At 63.4% G+C, this 16,003-nt stretch carries 13 protein-coding genes; 5 read left to right on the forward strand and 8 right to left on the reverse strand.

Annotated elements, in window-relative coordinates; genetic code table 11:
- Window positions 1-45: 45 nt before the first annotated feature.
- Window positions 46-1,392 (reverse strand): amino-acid N-acetyltransferase, encoded by a 1,347-nt coding sequence (argA, locus tag AC097R_RS11985; RefSeq protein ID WP_479598335.1) that lies wholly within the window; start codon window positions 1,390-1,392, stop codon window positions 46-48.
- A gap of 142 nt (window positions 1,393-1,534) precedes the next feature.
- On the opposite strand from argA, the gene hrpA reads away from it, so the two are divergent.
- A complete protein-coding gene (hrpA, locus tag AC097R_RS11990; RefSeq protein ID WP_479599542.1) occupies window positions 1,535-5,473 on the forward strand; it encodes an ATP-dependent RNA helicase HrpA in 3,939 nt (1,312 codons plus the stop codon).
- A 13-nt stretch (window positions 5,474-5,486) separates the two neighbouring features.
- Complete coding sequence (locus AC097R_RS11995) at window positions 5,487-6,983, forward strand: C13 family peptidase (protein WP_479598336.1); 1,497 nt, start codon at window positions 5,487-5,489, stop codon at window positions 6,981-6,983.
- On the opposite strand, the gene AC097R_RS12000 is transcribed toward AC097R_RS11995, so the two are convergent.
- From AC097R_RS12000 to lptF, 7 genes are all read right to left on the reverse strand, one after another.
- Entirely contained in the window at window positions 6,980-7,717 is a 738-nt protein-coding gene (locus tag AC097R_RS12000) for a DUF1223 domain-containing protein (RefSeq protein WP_479598337.1), read from the reverse strand. The genes AC097R_RS11995 and AC097R_RS12000 overlap by 4 nt on opposite strands.
- Window positions 7,718-7,776: 59 nt before the next feature.
- Complete coding sequence (locus AC097R_RS12005) at window positions 7,777-8,874, reverse strand: PQQ-dependent sugar dehydrogenase (protein WP_479599543.1); 1,098 nt, start codon at window positions 8,872-8,874, stop codon at window positions 7,777-7,779.
- A 146-nt stretch (window positions 8,875-9,020) separates the two neighbouring features.
- A complete protein-coding gene (locus AC097R_RS12010) occupies window positions 9,021-10,190 on the reverse strand; it encodes a pyridoxal phosphate-dependent aminotransferase (RefSeq protein ID WP_479598338.1) in 1,170 nt (389 codons plus the stop codon).
- Window positions 10,180-11,145 (reverse strand): CysB family HTH-type transcriptional regulator, encoded by a 966-nt coding sequence (locus tag AC097R_RS12015; protein WP_310339032.1) that lies wholly within the window; start codon window positions 11,143-11,145, stop codon window positions 10,180-10,182. The genes AC097R_RS12010 and AC097R_RS12015 overlap by 11 nt, the downstream gene beginning before the upstream one ends.
- 50 nt (window positions 11,146-11,195) lie before the next feature.
- Window positions 11,196-11,573 carry a sirohydrochlorin chelatase gene (locus AC097R_RS12020; protein ID WP_479598339.1) on the reverse strand — a complete coding sequence of 126 codons (378 nt, stop codon included), beginning with the start codon at window positions 11,571-11,573 and terminating at the stop codon, window positions 11,196-11,198.
- On the reverse strand, window positions 11,570-12,676 hold the full coding sequence (gene lptG / locus AC097R_RS12025; RefSeq protein ID WP_479598340.1) for an LPS export ABC transporter permease LptG: 1,107 nt from the start codon (window positions 12,674-12,676) through the stop codon (window positions 11,570-11,572). The genes AC097R_RS12020 and lptG overlap by 4 nt, the downstream gene beginning before the upstream one ends.
- The gene (lptF, locus tag AC097R_RS12030) at window positions 12,673-13,788 is read right to left on the reverse strand and encodes an LPS export ABC transporter permease LptF (RefSeq protein ID WP_479598341.1); all 1,116 of its coding nucleotides are present in this window, start codon (window positions 13,786-13,788) and stop codon (window positions 12,673-12,675) included. The genes lptG and lptF overlap by 4 nt, the downstream gene beginning before the upstream one ends.
- A gap of 23 nt (window positions 13,789-13,811) precedes the next feature.
- Between lptF and AC097R_RS12035 the strand changes: the two genes are divergently transcribed.
- Genes AC097R_RS12035 through AC097R_RS12045 form a run of 3 tightly spaced genes read left to right on the forward strand, consistent with a single transcriptional unit; the run spans window position 13,812 to window position 15,984 of the window.
- Entirely contained in the window at window positions 13,812-15,257 is a 1,446-nt protein-coding gene (locus AC097R_RS12035; RefSeq protein WP_479598342.1) for a leucyl aminopeptidase, read from the forward strand.
- Window positions 15,254-15,685, forward strand: a complete 432-nt coding sequence (locus AC097R_RS12040) for a DNA polymerase III subunit chi (RefSeq protein ID WP_479598343.1) — start codon at window positions 15,254-15,256, stop codon at window positions 15,683-15,685. The genes AC097R_RS12035 and AC097R_RS12040 overlap by 4 nt, the downstream gene beginning before the upstream one ends.
- Window positions 15,685-15,984 (forward strand): hypothetical protein, encoded by a 300-nt coding sequence (locus AC097R_RS12045; RefSeq protein ID WP_479598344.1) that lies wholly within the window; start codon window positions 15,685-15,687, stop codon window positions 15,982-15,984. The genes AC097R_RS12040 and AC097R_RS12045 overlap by 1 nt, the downstream gene beginning before the upstream one ends.
- Window positions 15,985-16,003: the final 19 nt, after the last annotated feature.

Consider the following 16,003-nt stretch of genomic DNA (forward strand, 5'->3'; position numbering starts at 1 on the left):
ACTGTTGTTATTACCAGTATACGAGGTTCTGGGACCTCGGCGCGGCTACAGCTTTTTCACGAGCACCTGGCTCTTGCGATCCCAGTTGTACTTGCGTTTGCGGGCTTCGGGCAGCCATTCGGGGTCCACCTGCACAAAGCCGCGCTTGATGAACCAGTGCATGGTGCGCGTGGTTAGCACAAAGATGCTGTCCAGCCCAGCGGCCTTGGCGCGTTGCTCCACGCGCTTCAACACGCGCTCGCCATCGCCCTGGCCTTGTACGTCGGGCGACACGGTCAGCGCTGCCATCTCGGCGGTCTTGGCTTCGGGGTAGGGGTACAGGGCCGCACAGGCAAAGATCACGCCGTCATGCTCGATGATGGTGTAGTTGCCCGCGTCACGTTCGATCTCGGTGCGGCTGCGTTTGACCAGCGTGCCGTCTTTCTCGAACGGCTCAATCAGTTGCAGGATGCCACCTACGTCTTCTTCGGTGGCTTCGCGCAACTCTTCCAGCTTTTCGTCCACCACCATGGTGCCGATGCCGTCGTGCACGTACACCTCCAGCAGGATCGCACCGTCCACCGAGAACGGGATGATGTGGCTGCGCTCCACACCAGCCTTGCAAGCCTTCACACAGTGCTGCAGGTAAAAAGCCACGTCGCTGGGCTGGTTGGCGGCGGGCAAGGCCTTGAGTAGTTTTTCGGCGGCTGCCAGCGGCAGCTCGGTATCGATGGGGTTGTCTTCGCTGGCGGGCTGCGTCGGGTCCATGCGAATGCCCGGTACCTCGGTCAAAAAGATCAACTTGTCGGCCTGCAAGGCGGTGGCGACGCTGGTTGCCACTTCTTCCATGGCCAGGTTGAACGCCTCACCGGTGGGGGAGAAGCCAAACGGCGACAGCAGCACCATGGCACCCATGTCCAGCGTCTTGGTGATGCCGGCAATGTCCACCTTGCGCACCAGGCCGCTGTGTTGAAAGTCCACACCGTCGACGATGCCCACGGGCCGTGCGGTGATGAAGTTGCCGGAAATCACGCGCACCGTGGAATCGGCCATGGGCGTATTGGGCAGGCCCTGGCTGAATGCCGCCTCGATCTCATACCGCAGCTGGCCTGCGGCCTCTTGCGCACAGTCCAGTGCCACTTCGTCGGTGATGCGGATGCCGTGGCTGTACTTAGGTGTGTGGCCCTTGGCCTTCAGTTGCTCGTTCACCTGCGGGCGAAAGCCGTGCACCAGCACAATCTTCACACCCATGCTCTGGATCATGGCCAAGTCTTGTGCCAAATGCGGCAGCTTGCCGGCGGCAATGGCCTCACCCGCGATGCCCACCACAAAGGTCTGGTTGCGGAACTTGTGGATATAAGGCGCAACCGACCGGAACCAGGGCACAAAGGTGAAGTTAAAGACAGAGGTCATTGCGGCGTGTGGGCGGTCGGGTGAAGGGTGGTCAGGGCAGGGATAATCCGCAATTCTCTACGAAGACCAGCCCTTGACTGCCAGCCCCTTGCAAATCGAATTCCCAGAGTCGCTCCCGGTGTCGGGCAAACGCGACGAAATCATGGACGCCATTGCGGCGCACCAGGTAGTCATCGTCTGTGGGGAAACCGGTTCTGGCAAGACCACACAGCTGCCGAAGATCGCGCTGGCCATGGGCCGGGGCAAGCTCAACTACCCCGAAGGGCAGCGCGGCAAGCTCATTGGGCACACCCAGCCGCGCCGTATTGCGGCCTCCAGCGTGGCCAAGCGCATTGCCGAAGAGCTGAAAACGCCGCTGGGCGATGTGGTGGGTTTCAAGGTGCGGTTCCAGGACCGATTGAGCAAAGACGCCTCCGTCAAGCTGATGACCGACGGCATCTTGCTGGCGGAGACACAGACCGACCCGCTGCTGAACGCCTACGACACCATCATCATCGACGAAGCGCACGAGCGTTCGCTGAACATCGACTTTTTGCTGGGGTACCTGCGCCAGATCCTGCCGCGCAGGCCGGACCTGAAAATCATCGTGACCTCGGCCACGATTGACGCGCAGCGGTTCGCCGACCACTTTGCTAGTAAAAAAGGCCCGGCACCGGTCATCATGGTCTCGGGCCGCATGTTCCCGGTGGAACAGCGCTACCGGCCGTTTGAAGAATCGCGCGAGTACGACCTTAACAACGCCATTGCCGATGGCGTGGACGAGTTGTGGCGCGACCCGCACAACCAGGGGGATATCCTGGTCTTCCTGCCCGGCGAGCGCGAAATTCGTGAGGCTGCTGACCACCTGCGCAAACACCTGAGCCACAGCCCGATCATGCGCAACGCCGAAGTGCTGCCGCTGTTTGCCCGCCTGAGCCCGGCCGAGCAGGACCGTATTTTTGACGGCCACACCGGGCGGCGCATTGTGTTGGCGACCAACGTGGCCGAAACTTCGCTGACCGTTCCAGGCACCCGATACGTCATTGACGCAGGTACAGCACGCGTGAAGCGCTACAGTTTTCGTAGCAAGGTGGAGCAGTTGCTGGTCGAACCCATCAGCCAGAGCTCGGCGAATCAGCGCGCCGGGCGTTGCGGCCGCGTGGCCAACGGCATTTGCATCCGGCTGTACGACCAGAAGGACTTTGACGGCCGGCCGCGGTTTACCGATCCGGAAATTTTGCGTTCGTCGCTGGCGGGCGTGATCTTGCGGATGAAGTCGTTGCATCTGGGCATCGTGGAAGACTTTCCGTTTCTGGAGCGTCCATCAGGCCGTGCGATTGCCGACGGCTACCAGTTGCTCAATGAGCTGGGCGCGGTGGACGATGCGAATGAGCTGACGCCGCTTGGCGGCGAATTGTCGAAGCTGCCGCTGGACCCGCGCGTGGGTCGCATGTTGCTGGAAGCCCGTAGCCGTGAGGCATTGGACGAGGCGCTGGTGATTGCATCGGCGCTCAGCGTGCAGGATGTGCGCGACCGGCCTATGGAGGCGCAACAGCAGGCGGATGCGGCGCATCAGAAGTTTGACGATGAGAAGAGTGAGTTCACAGGTTACCTGAAGCTGTGGAAATGGATCCACGATGCGCGGGGCGAAAAGTCCGTTACCGCCACTACGGCGACCACGGGCCAGCACAAGCTGACCAACCGCCAGTACGAACAGCTCTTGCGCCAGAACTTCGTCAATATGCGCCGTGTGCGCGAGTGGAAAGACATCCACAGCCAGTTGCACACCGTGGTGGCCGAGCACAAATGGCGCCTGAACACTACGCCTGCCAGCTACGAACAACTGCACTTGTCGATGCTGTCTGGCCTGTTGGGCAATATCGGCTGCAAGCTGGAGGAGGGGCAGAACGGCGAGTACCTGGGCGCGCGCAGCATCAAGTTCTTCGCGCACCCGGGCGCGCATCTGACCAAGAAGCCCGGCAAGTGGATCGTGGCGTCGGAGCTGGTGGAGACCACGCGGCTGTTTGGCCGTGGCATTGCCCATATCGAGCCACAGTGGCTTGAAAACGTGGGCGGGCATTTGCTGAAGAAACAACTGCTCGATCCGCATTGGGAAAAGAAGGCGGCCGAAGTGGTGGCGCTGGAGCGGGCCACGCTGTATGGCATCGTGGTTTACAGCGGGCGCAAGGTGAACTACGGCCGGGTGGATTTGCACGGAGCGCGCGAAATCTTTATCCGCGAAGCGCTGGTTGGCAAGGAGTGGGAGACCACGCTGCCGTTCCTAGCCGCGAATCAGAAGCTGATCAAGCAGGTGGAAGACCTGGAGCACAAGGCGCGCCGCCAGGACGTGCTGGTGGACGACGAGCTGATCTACGCGTTTTACGACCAGCAGCTGCCCGCCGACGTGTGCAGCGGCTACAGCTTTGAGCGCTGGTACCGCGAAGAGGTCAAGAAGCAGCCAGACTTGCTGAAGCTCACGCGCGAAGAGCTGATGCGCCACGAAGCGGCCGGTATCACCACCGCATCGTTCCCCAAGACGATCCGCCTGGGCGGTGTGGACTGTGCCGCCACCTACCTGCACGAGCCGGGCGATGCGCGCGATGGACTGACGGTGACGGTGCCGCTGTTTGTGCTGAACCAGGTCAACGACGAGCGTTGCGAATGGTTGGTGCCTGGCATGTTGAAAGACAAGGTGCAGGCGCTGCTGAAGACGCTGCACCAACGCCCGCGCTCCAGGCTGGTGCCGCTGCCCGAAACAGCCACACGATTTGCCGAGGCGCTGAATGCGCCCGAGAAGTTTGGCAGCGGCGGGCTGGTGGACGCCGTGCTGAAATTGGTGCGCGATGCGACCTCGCTGGACATCGTCAAAGCCGACATCAAGGTCGACATGCTCAGCCCCCACTTCTTCATGAATTTCCGCGTCGTGGACGAGCACGGCAGGCAAATGGGGCAGGGGCGCAACCTGGGCGCGCTGAAGGCGGAACTGGGAAGCCAAGCGCGCGGAGCGTTTCAGGCGTTGGCAAGCTTGAAGCTGGCGCAGAACCAGACGGCGAATCAGGAGAACACAAGCCCCCGGGACGCTGAGGCCGCTGGGCGCTTTGCGCAGGTCAAGGAGGAGCCCGCGCAGCGGGCGGGGGACACGGAGCAAAGCGCTCAGCGGAATCAGCGTCCAGCCCCCGCCAATACTGCGCCACCAACTACTAAAAACATAGCGCCCAGCATTCTCGACGGCCGCTTTACCGCATGGACCTTCGGAGAACTGCCCGAACTACTGGAGATCCGCAAAGGCGGGCAAACGCTGATTGGCTTCCCTGCACTCATCGACGCTGGCGATGCGGTGACAGTAGAAGTGTTCGACGAGCCCGAGGTGGCCGCCGCCAAACACCGTGCCGGCCTGCGCCGCCTGTTCGCCATCCAGATCAAGGACGCGCTGAAGTACCTGGAAAAGAACATCCCCGACCTGCAGAAGATGGCCGTGGCCTACATGAACGTGGGCAAGGCCGACAACGGCAGCGGTGGTGGAACGATTGAGGAGCTGCGCGAGCAGATCATTGCTGTGGCGCTGGACCGTGCCTTCCTGCTGGACCCATTGCCCACGGACGAATTCGCTTTCAAGCGCCGCATCGAAGAAGGGCGCGGACGCCTGACACTGATTGCCAACGAAGTGGCGCGCATGGCCAGCGTGATTTTGCTGGAGTACGCTGCCGCAGCCCGCAAGATCAAGGACACCAAGAATGCACCGGATGCGACCGCAGACGCCCAGCAGCAGCTCAACCGCCTGATCCCCAAGAAGTTTTTGCAGGCCACGCCGTGGGACCGGCTGCAGCACCTGGCGCGTTACCTCAAGGCCATCACACTGCGGCTGGACAAGTACCGCGCCGACCCCGCGCGCGACACGGCCCGCCTGACCGAGCTACGCCCGCAGGAGCAGCGCTACTGGCGCCTGGTGGCTGAGCGCAAGGGCGCGGTGGATGACCGCATGGCCGAATTCCGCTGGCTGCTGGAAGAACTGCGTGTGAGCTTCTTCGCCCAGGAGCTGCGCACGCCCCAGCCCGTGAGCGTGAAGCGGCTGGACAAGGCCTGGGCACAAATCGGCAATTGAACAAGGGAGCCCCATGAACCCCAACCCCGACGCTGCAGAACTGCCGGACGCTCCGGACACCGAGCCCACCACGCTGGTTCCCTTGGAGTTTCGGGCCACGCAGCCCGTGGCCCCGGCGGTGCCTGCCGCCGCAGGGTGGCAGTGGGTGGTGCAGGGCCTGCGCGCTGCGGTTCTGCGCCCGGTACGCGGTTTGCCTGAGGGGCCCACCGCTTGGCAGATGTTGCTGATTGCGGGTCTGACCACCGCACTGATCGCGGGTGCACAGCGGCTGGAGATTGCTGGTCCGGCGGATTTTCTGGTGCGCAACTGGCTGTATAGCTGGGCGTCTACGACCCTGCTGATAGTTGCCGTGTGGCTGGTGCTGAACTGGGGCCGTGCGCAGGCCGCGCATGCGTCGCCCGTGGCGGCGTGGCTGTTGTTGTATTGGGTGGCGACCACGCCCATTAGCCTAGTGGCCGTGGCGCTGGCGGCGGTGGGCGCGCGGGACGGGCTACCCGGCTGGTGGCTGGAATCCCCCTGGTGGGGCTGGGTGGTGTTCGGCGTGTTCTGGCTGTGGATTGCGCTGGCGGCGCTGCGTATCACCTTGGCGGTGAACCGGTCGCGCGGGGTGTGCGCGGCCGTGGTGCTGACGGTGTTGGCGCTGCAGGGGTTGGACACCTGGGTTTTGCAGGTGCGCGCTTGGCAGCCCAGCTACACCGCAAGCGATGCCACAGAGCCAGCCACCTTGCAGTTGAGCCAAGAGGTATTCGAAGCCCAGCAAGACCTGCTGGACGCCGCGCTGTACGGCCTACGCCCCAGCGAGCCGGGCCCGATTCAGGTGTTTGGTCTGGTGTATGCGCCCTATGCCCAAGACGTGTTTTTGCGCGAGAGCACCCTGGTGCAGGGTGTGCTGGAGCAGCGCTTTGGCGCCGAGGGCCGGGTGCTGCGGCTGGTGAACCACGCCACTACGGCCACCGACATTCCCTGGGCCACCAACCGCAACCTGGAGCGCAGCCTGGCCGCGCTGGCGCAGGCCATGGACAAGGAGCGGGACGTGCTGGTGGTCTACCTCACTTCGCATGGCGGAGCAGATTTTCGGCTGGCGGCCCAGCACTGGCCGCTGGAGGTGGAAGACCTGACCGCCGCGCAGCTGCGCGAGGCGCTGGACCGCCTGGGCATCCGGAACCGCGTGGTGGCCGTGTCGGCCTGCTATTCGGGCGGCTGGATCGAGCCGCTGCAAGGCGACACCACATTGGTGATGACGGCGGCTGACAAGGACCATACGTCCTACGGTTGCGGCAGCAAGTCCGAGCTGACCTTCTTTGGCCGCGCGGTGTTTGACGAGCAGTTGCGCAAGACGCTGTCGTTTGAAGAGGCGTTCAAAGCCGCGGTGCCAGTGATCCAGCAGCGCGAGATAGAAGGCCGCAAGAGCGATGGTTTCTCCAACCCCCAGATCGCGGCGGGAGAGGGCATTCGCAAGGTGCTGCAAGCCTGGGCGGCGGAGCAGGGCGCGAATGCGCCCAAGCCTTAGGAACCTGCAGCCAGCGGGCAAGACAGGCTCAGCGCCTGCAGCGGCGCTTGGCTCTGGGCGTCGGACACCACCAGGTTGATGTGTTGCGCATGCCCCGGCGTGGGGGCGATGGCGGCCAGGCGCAGGGTTTGCACGCCCTGGTAGCGGCCCAGGGGCACGTACTGCCGCACCACAAAGTCATGCTGCAGCAGTTCGCCCGCGTTTTCGCCGGCTTTGACCTTGGAGCTGTGGCCGTCTTCCGTCACGGTCCAGTAGGCGCTCCAATGCGCCACACCGGCGGCCGGTGCCACCTGGGCGGTCACGCTGCCGTCGGCGGTGCGCTGCGCGGCAATGCTGGCGCGTGCCGGCTGGGTGTTGTCGATGCTGGGGCGGCGCCAGTCGCGCCAATCCTGGCCATTGCGCACCAGCTGCGGGGTGTAGATGCTGCTCAGGTGGTTGGTCTGCGCCACCTCGCGCTGGCGCTGGGTGTGGGCGGCGTTGGCAAAGCGGTCCACCCAGCCGATGTAATCCCAATACCCCACATGGAAGGCCTGGACCACCACTGGTTTGCCTTTCAGCGTGGACAACCACTGGTCCGCGGGCGGGCAAGAGCTGCAGCCCTCCGAGGTGTACAGCTCAATCACGGGCGTGAGCCGTTCGCCCGAGCGGGCTTCGCACACCGGCGTGGCGGCCAGTGCGGCCGTGGCCAGGCTGGCGATCAGGGGGAGTAGAACGGTGGTGAGGGCAGTGCGCATGGTGGGCTCAGGATTGGCTTCGGTGCGGGTTAGTCGCACCAGCCGCCGATGTTCTTACATCAGCGCGGCAGCACGCGCAGCAAGCGACCGCTGGGGCTGTCGGTCAGCAGGTAGAGCAAGCCGTCCGGGCCCTGGCGCACATCGCGCACGCGTTCGCCCAGGTCGGGCAGCAGCTTGGTTTCGCGCACCACCTTGCCGCTAAACGGGGCCGCCAGCTCCAACCGTGCCAGGTAGCCAAACTTGAGTGATCCCACCACCAGGTTGCCCACCCAGGCCTTGCCATAGCGCTCACTGGTGATAAAGGCCATGCCAGACGGCGCGATAGAGGGCACCCAGTAATGCAGTGGTTGCTCCATACCAGCCTGCGCGGTGATGCCTGCGCCAATCTTGCCGCCACCATAGTTCTCGCCATAGGTGATGACGGGCCAACCGTAGTTGCGGCCGCGCTGGATGAGGTTGATTTCGTCGCCGCCCTGCGGCCCGTGCTCGTGTTCCCACAGCGTGCCATCGGGCGCCAGCACCAGGCCCTGCGGGTTGCGGTGTCCGTAGCTCCAGATCTCCGGCAGTGCACCGTCGCGCCGTGCGGCGGGGGTGTTGAAAGGGTTGTCGGCAGGCACACTGCCGTCTTTGCTGATACGAATCAGCTTGCCCAGGTGGTTGTCCAGGCGCTGCGCGTCTTCCTTGCGGCTGAAGCGCTCGCCCAAGGTCAAAAACAGGGTGCCGTCTGGCTGGCCCGCCTTGCGGCCTTCAGCAATGCGACAGCCAAAGTGGGCGCTACTGGCCACCTTGGGTTGCTGGCTGAACAGCACTTTGACGTCTTGCAGGCTGCCGCGGTCTTCAGACAGCGTGGCGCGTGCCAGCGCCGTGCTGTTGCCACCCGCGCCGGGCTCGGCATAGCAAAAGTACAGCGTGCGGTTCTTTGCAAAGTCGCTGTCCAGCAGTACGTCGAGCAGGCCACCCTGGCCCCCGGCGGCGACTGCAGGCACCCCAGCCAAGGGTGCGGACACGGTGCCTGAGGGCTCCACCACGCGCAGCGTGCCGGGGCGTTCGGTGACCAGAAAGCGGCCTTCGGGCAAAAAGGCTACAGCCCACGGGCTTTGCAGCTGGGTGGCGACCACTTCTACGCGCAGGGTGGGGGCGGGCGTGGTTTGCGCCATCGCGGTGCTGCCACTTAAGGCGGCCAGCCAGAGGCCAAGGCCGTGCCAGACAAGGTGCTTTCGAATCATCGTTGCCCTCCTTCTAAGCCAAATGGGCCGCTAGCCCCCGTGGAATATGCGCAAGCAGCTCCTGAATCGATAGCGGATCAGAGCTTTTGCAACCGCTCCAGCGCTGCGTTCAACGTTGTGTCCTGCTTGGCAAAGCAGAAGCGCACCACGCGCTGATCGAAACCATCGCTGTAGAACGCCGACAGCGGAATCGCCGCGACGCCCACCTCACGCGTGAGCCATTGGCAGAAGTCGGCCTCGTTCAGGTCGCTCACCGCCGAGATGTCCACGCACTGGAAATAACTGCCCTGGCTGGGCAACAGCTTGAATTTGGTCTGGGCCAGGCCGGTGCGGAACAGGTCGCGCTTGCGCTGGTAGAACGCAGGCAGCTCCAGGTAGGGCGCCGGGTTGACCAGGTAGGCGGCCAGCGCGTGCTGCACGGGCGTGTTCACCGTGAACACGTTGAACTGGTGCACCTTGCGGAACTCGGCCATCAGCGGTGCGGGCGCAGCTACGGTACCGACTTTCCAACCGGTGACGTGGAAGGTCTTGCCAAAGCTGGACACCACGAACGCACGCGCGGCCAGGCCGGGGTAGCGCGACACGCTTTCGTGCGGCTGGCTGTCAAACACCATGTGCTCGTACACCTCGTCGCTGATCAGCAGCACGTCGGTGGGGGCCAACAGGCTTTGCAGCGTCAGCATGTCCTCTTTGGACCAAACGGTGGCACTGGGGTTGTGCGGGGTGTTGATCAGTAGCGCGCGCGTCTTGGGCGTGATGGCGGCGCTGATCTTGGCAAAGTCGGGCCGGAAGGTGCCGGGCGTGAGCGGTACCCGCACCACCACGCCACCGGCCAGCTCGATGTTGGGCACATAGCTGTCGTAGCAGGGCTCCAGCACGATGACTTCGTCCCCCGGATGCACCACGGCCAGGATGGCGGTGATGATGGCCTGGGTGGCGCCGGCGGTGATGGTGATTTCCAGGTCCGGGTGGTACTGCTTGCCATGCAGGGCTGCAATCTTGGCGGCCACGGCCTGGCGCAGCACGGGCACGCCGGTCATCGGCGGGTACTGGTTGTGGCCGGCTTGCATGGCGGTGGTCACGGCGTCCACCAGCGCGGGGTCGCAGGCAAAGTCCGGAAAGCCCTGGCCCAGGTTCACCGCCTTGTGCTCGGCGGCCAGCGCCGACATGACGGTGAAGATGGTGGTGCCCACCTTGGGCAGGCGGGAGGTGAGGGCGGGTGTGCGGGCGAGTACTTCAGAGTTCATAGTCGTTGACGTGGCCGTCCATGGCCTTGGCAATCAGGGCGCGGTCGAGGCGGCTGCTGAGCAGTTCGGCAAAGGTGTAGACAAAGTTGCGCAAATACGCGCTGCGTTTGAAGGCCACACGGGTCACGTTCTGGCCAAACAGGTAGCCGGCTGGGCGCACCACCAGGCCGCCCTTGCTGTCGTTCTTTTCCATGTCGTCCACCACATCGGTGACCGCCATTTCGGCTGCAATGCCAATGCCCAGACCCAGGCGCACATAGGTCTTGATCACGTCCGAATCAATCGCTTCCAGCGAAATGCGGGGTTCCAGCTTGCGCGCGGCAAAGGCCTGGTCGATCTTGGTACGGCCGGTGAACGAGGGGTGGTAGGTGATCAGTGGCTCGGCCGCCACCTCTTCCAGCGTGACACGCTCTTTCTGGGCCAACGGGTGGTCGGTGGGCAGCACCAGCACGTGCTGCCATTCGTAGCAGGGCAGGGTTACCAATTCGGAGTAGTTGGCCAGCGATTCCGTGGCAATGCCAATCTCGGCCACATCGTCAATCAGCATGCGCGCCACTTGGTCGGGCGCACCCTGGTGCAGGCTGACGTTCACCTTGGGGAAGGCGGTGCGCAGCTTGGCCACTTTTTCGGGCAGCACGTAGCGGGCCTGGGTGTGGGTGGTGGCAATCGACAGCGTGCCGCTGTCCTGCGAGCTGTATTGCTCACCAATGCGCTTGAGGTTGCCCACTTCGCGCAGGATCAACTCGATACTTTTGAGGACATGCTGACCCGGCTCGGTGATGCGCTTGAGGCGCTTGCCGTGGCGGGCAAAGATGTCAATGCCCAGCTCTTCTTCAAGTTCGATGATGGCCTTGGACACGCCGGGCTGCGAAGTGTGCAGCGCCTTGGCGGCTTCGGTCAGGTTGAGGTTGCGGCGCGCCGCCTCCTGTACAAAACGAAATTGGTGCAAGTTCATATCAAATTTCACCTAAAGATGGAATTTATTATGCACCAAAACATCTATCGTTAAGCGCTGTCCAGGGCAATATGGGCCAGCAGTTCCACCAGGCGGGGGTTCTCGCCCACAGCATCCTGCAGCAGGATGGGAATGTGGTGGTACTGCACGCGCAGGCTGTGAACCAGGGCCGGCAGGTCTTCGCGGGCATGGCGGCCTACGCCCAGAAACATGGGAACGATGCGCACGGCGCGCGCACCTTGCGCCACCAGATCGGCCACCGCCGCTGGCAGGTCCGGCGTGCTCAGCTCCAGGTAGGCGCAGACCACCAGGGTCTGCGGCGCAAGCTGGCGCATGTGCGCAGCCACGGCCTCGATAGGGCGATGCCACAGCGGGTCGCGCGAGCCATGGGCAAACAGAACAATACCGGTAGGGTGTGGGGTTGTCATCGTCGCAGTACCAGCCATGCAAAAGCGGTGAGTGAGATTACCGAGTAAATCAGCCCCGGCAGTGCCGCGGTAAACCAGGGCTGCCAACCTTGCAGATTGCCCAGGTCGTTCATCACGTTGTTGAGGAGCACAAAGCTGATGCCTGCCATTACGCCGCCAAAGGTGTAACTGGCAATGCCACCGGAGCGGAAGTGCAGGTAAGCAAAGGGCAGGGCCAGCACCACCATCACCAGGCAGCTCAGCGGGTAGAACACTTTTTTCCAGAACTGAATTTCGTATTTTTGTGCCGACTGGCCGTTGGCGCTCAGGTGGCGCATGTACTGGAACAAATCGATGGTGCCCATCCGCTCGGGGCGCAACACGGCGGCAGCCACCATTTCAGCACTGATCTGCGTGGGCCAGCGGAAGGTATCAAACTGCGCCCGGTCGATATGGGCCGCCTTGGCCTCGGGTGTGTCGAACTCGGTGCGCTCCACGTCGCTCAGCTCCCAGGAATCGTGTTCGCTGAACTGCCCGGTCTTGCTCTGGGTCAGCGAGACCAGGCTGCCCTGGTTGTTGAACTCAAAAATGCGGATGTCCTTCATGCTGGCGTCCGGCGCCAGCGATCCCACGTTGACCGCATAGTGGCCGTAAGCCTGCTTTTCCTTGAGCCAGGCACCGGTTTTGCCGACGGTGATCTTGCCTTGGAAGCGGGACTTGAGCAGCTGGGCGGTTTTGTCGGCCAAGGGCGCCACGTAGTCGCCTACCGCAAACGTGAAGAACACAAAGCCCATGCCCAGCAGCAGCAGGGTGCGCAGCGCCCGCCACGGGCCCAAGCCACTGGTGCGCAGGATGGTGAATTCCGAGCTGCGCGCCAACCGCGCCATCACAAAAATGGTGCCGATCAGCACAGTAATCGGGAACAGCTCGTACACATGGCTGGGCACCATCAGCGCCACATAAATCAGCGCCTGCGGCACCTGGTAGCCCAAGGCCTTGATACGGCCCACGGACTGCAACTCTTCCACCACGTCAAAGAAAAAGAACAGCGCGACAAAGCCCAGGGTGACCAAAATCACGGCCATCACCACTTCGCCGTAGAGCAGTCGGCGCAGGGTCTTCATGCGGCGTCTCCGGAGGACAAGGCTGCCGCCGCAGGGCGGCGGCGCAGGCGAATAGCCCAGTGGTTGTGCCGCTTGGCCAGCCACAGCAGGGCCATCGCCAGGGCGCCCCCGTGCAGTCCCAGCAAAAACAGCCCCAGGCTGACCTGGCCGCTCTGGATCCAGCTCTTGCCCAGCACCAGCATATTGAAATAGACCACAAAGGCCAGAAAGGCGAACACCAAATTACCAGTGCGCCCGGCCCGCGGGTTCACCCCAGCGGCGGCCAAGCCAATCACCACAAAGTTCAGTGCCGCCAAAATCAGCCCGGCGCGCCAGGCAATCTCGGCCATATGTAGCGGGGTGGGGTCGCGAATGAGATCCAGTGTGGTCACGGCACTGGTGGGCGCGTAGTCGCGTGTGGACTGGTCATCTGCCCCCACGCGTGCGCCGTAGCGCTGAAACACGCTGATGGTGATGTCCTGCTTGCCATGGGTTTTTTCCAGGCGCTGACCATTGTCCAACACCAAAAACTTGTCGGGGCCAATCACTTCCACGGTGCCGGTGCGGGCCGAAGTGACGGTTTCCTTGCCCGCTTCGTTGGTGGCGATGAAGACGTTGTTGCCGGTTTGCTGTCCCCTGGCATCTTTCTCGATGAAAAACACCCGGTCGCCATTGCCCGACTCCTGGAACTGGCCGGGTTCGATGCGGGCAATGTCACCGCGTTTGTCGTAGCGGTAGCGCAGGTCTTCAATGCGGCCAAACGCCCACGGCAGAATGAAAAACGCCAACGCCAGAATCACCACCAAAATGGGCCAGGCAAAGCGAAACAAAGGGGGGAGCAAGGACGCCAGCCCCCGGCCGCTGCCAAACCAGATCACCATCTCGCTGTCCTGGTACATCCGGGTGAGCACGCTGAGCACCGCGATGAACAAGCTCATGGACAAAATGGTGGGCATGTCCGAGAGCACGGTGTAGCCCATGATGATGAGCACGTCCGACGGATTGAAGGTGCCGCGCGATGCCTCGCCCAGCGTGCGGATCAGCGTCATGGTCATCACCACGGTCACCAGGACCACCAGGGTGGCACCGAAGCTGCGTGCAAGCTCTCTGCGGATGGAGGAATGGAATAACATGGCGGCGAAGGAAAGACCGAATTATGAACTTTGAACTCAAGGCTTTGAGCCTGGTGGCTGTGGCCAACGAAAAATGTGATTTGGCCGTGCTGTTGGTGCCGGCGGACTTCAAGGCCGGCAAGGATGAGCTATCCCTCTTGGTCGCGCAGGCTGTCAAGGCGGGTGACTTTGCCGGTAAGTCCGGGCAGCTGCTGTCGCTGTACCGGCCAGGCCAGGCCAACGCCACGCGCTTGGTGTTGGCTGGCGTAGGCGAAGGCGGGGCCAAGCAGGTGCGTGGTGCAGTGGCTGCGGCCCTGGGGGCAGGCAAATCGACTAACAACAAAAAAGTGGTGCTGGCGTTTGCCGCCCCGGCACAGGAAAGTGCGGTGCGCGCGGCCGTCGTAGCCGTGGCCGATGCCACCTACGCCTATGTGCACACCAAATCCAAGCCCGAGCCTCGTGCCTTGCAGAAATGCCTGGTGGTGGCCAGCAACGCGTCGGAGGTCAAGGCCTCGTTTGACCGTGCGGTGGGAACCGTGCTGGGCATGGAAATGGCCAAGGAATGGGCCAACCGCCCCGCCAACCACGCCACACCCACGTTGCTGGGGCAGGCCGCCCAAAGCCTGGCCAAGTTCGCCAAAATCTCCTGCGAGGTGTTGGGCCCGAAAGAGGTGGCCAAGCTGGGCATGGGCTCGTTCATGGCGGTGGCCCAGGGCTCGGACGAGCCCTTGCGGTTTATCGTGCTCCGTTACGACGGCACGGCCAAGTCCCATGCGCCTACGGTGCTGGTGGGCAAGGGCATCACCTTCGACAGTGGCGGCATCTCCATCAAGCCTGCCGCCGAGATGGACGAAATGAAGTTTGACATGTGCGGTGCAGCCAGCGTCCTGGGTGTGTTCCGTGCGCTGGCCCAGCTCAAGCCGGCCATCAATGTGGTGGGTCTGATTCCCTCCTGCGAAAACCTGATCAATGGCCATGCCGTCAAGCCGGGGGACGTAGTGACCAGCATGAGTGGCCAGACCATTGAAATTCTCAACACCGACGCCGAAGGCCGCCTGGTGCTGTGTGATGCGCTGACCTACGCCGAGCGCTTCAAGCCCACCGCGGTGGTGGACATCGCCACGCTCACTGGGGCCTGCGTGGTGGCCCTGGGTGGTGTACGCAGCGGGCTGTTCTCGACCAACGACGCGCTGGGCGAGGCCCTGTTCGCCGCCGGCGAAGCAAGTGCTGATCTATGCTGGAAGCTACCCCTGGACGAGGACTATGCCGAAGGCCTCAAGACGAATTTCGCCGATGTTGCCAACGTGGCGGGCCGCGCGGGTGGTGCCATCACCGCGGCCAAATTCCTGCAGCGCTTCACCGAGAAATTCCCTTGGGCGCATTTGGACATTGCAGGTACCGCCTGGAAGAGTGGCGGTGCCAAGGGCGCCACCGGGCGCCCCGTGGGTTTGCTGGTGGAGTTTTTGCTTGCCAAGGCTGCGTCCAAGTGACAGAGGTTGCCTTCCACTTCGGTGCCCCCGACAAGCTGGACTATGTGTGCCGCTTGTTGCGCAAGGCCACGGGCCGGGGAGCCAAGGTGGTGGTGTTGGGTCCGCAAAGCCATATGCAGCAGTTGGACGCCAAACTCTGGGCCCTGTCACCCACCGATTTTCTGGCGCACAGCCTGGATGGCGGCGCCCTTCAGGCGCGCAGCCCCGTGGTGTTGACCACGGCATTGCATGCAGGCCTGGCGGAGCATGGCGTGCTGGTGAACCTGACCGATGCCGTGCCCGAAGGCTTTGCGCAGTTTGAGCGGGTGATTGAGGTGGTAAGCACCGATGAAGCCGACCGCAGCGTGGCCCGGGGCCGCTGGCGCCAGTATGCCCAGCAGGGCATCACCATCCAGAAACATGACCTGAACCTCAAAGGAGCGGGTTGATGGGTTCGCCCAAGACCACGCCACGCTTTTTGCCCACGCTCACCGAGGTGGTGCAGCCGCGCCATGCCCAGGCCGCACCGCCACGCGCCGAGCCGGTGTCCATTGACGTGGATGCCCTGGTGGATAGGGTGATGCTGTCCGTTGCCCCCCACATTGAGAATCAGCTGCGCGAGCTGGTGACCGATGTGGTGCAGGAGCAGCTGCGCGAACTGACGCCGCGCATCCAGCATGATCTGGAAGTGGTGGTCCGCGCCGCCGTGACCGGTGCATTGGAGGACCTGCCGTCTTCGGGTACCTAAGTCTGCGCCGCAGCGCGCG

This window comes from Rhodoferax sp. ZS1R25 (assembly GCF_056521335.1).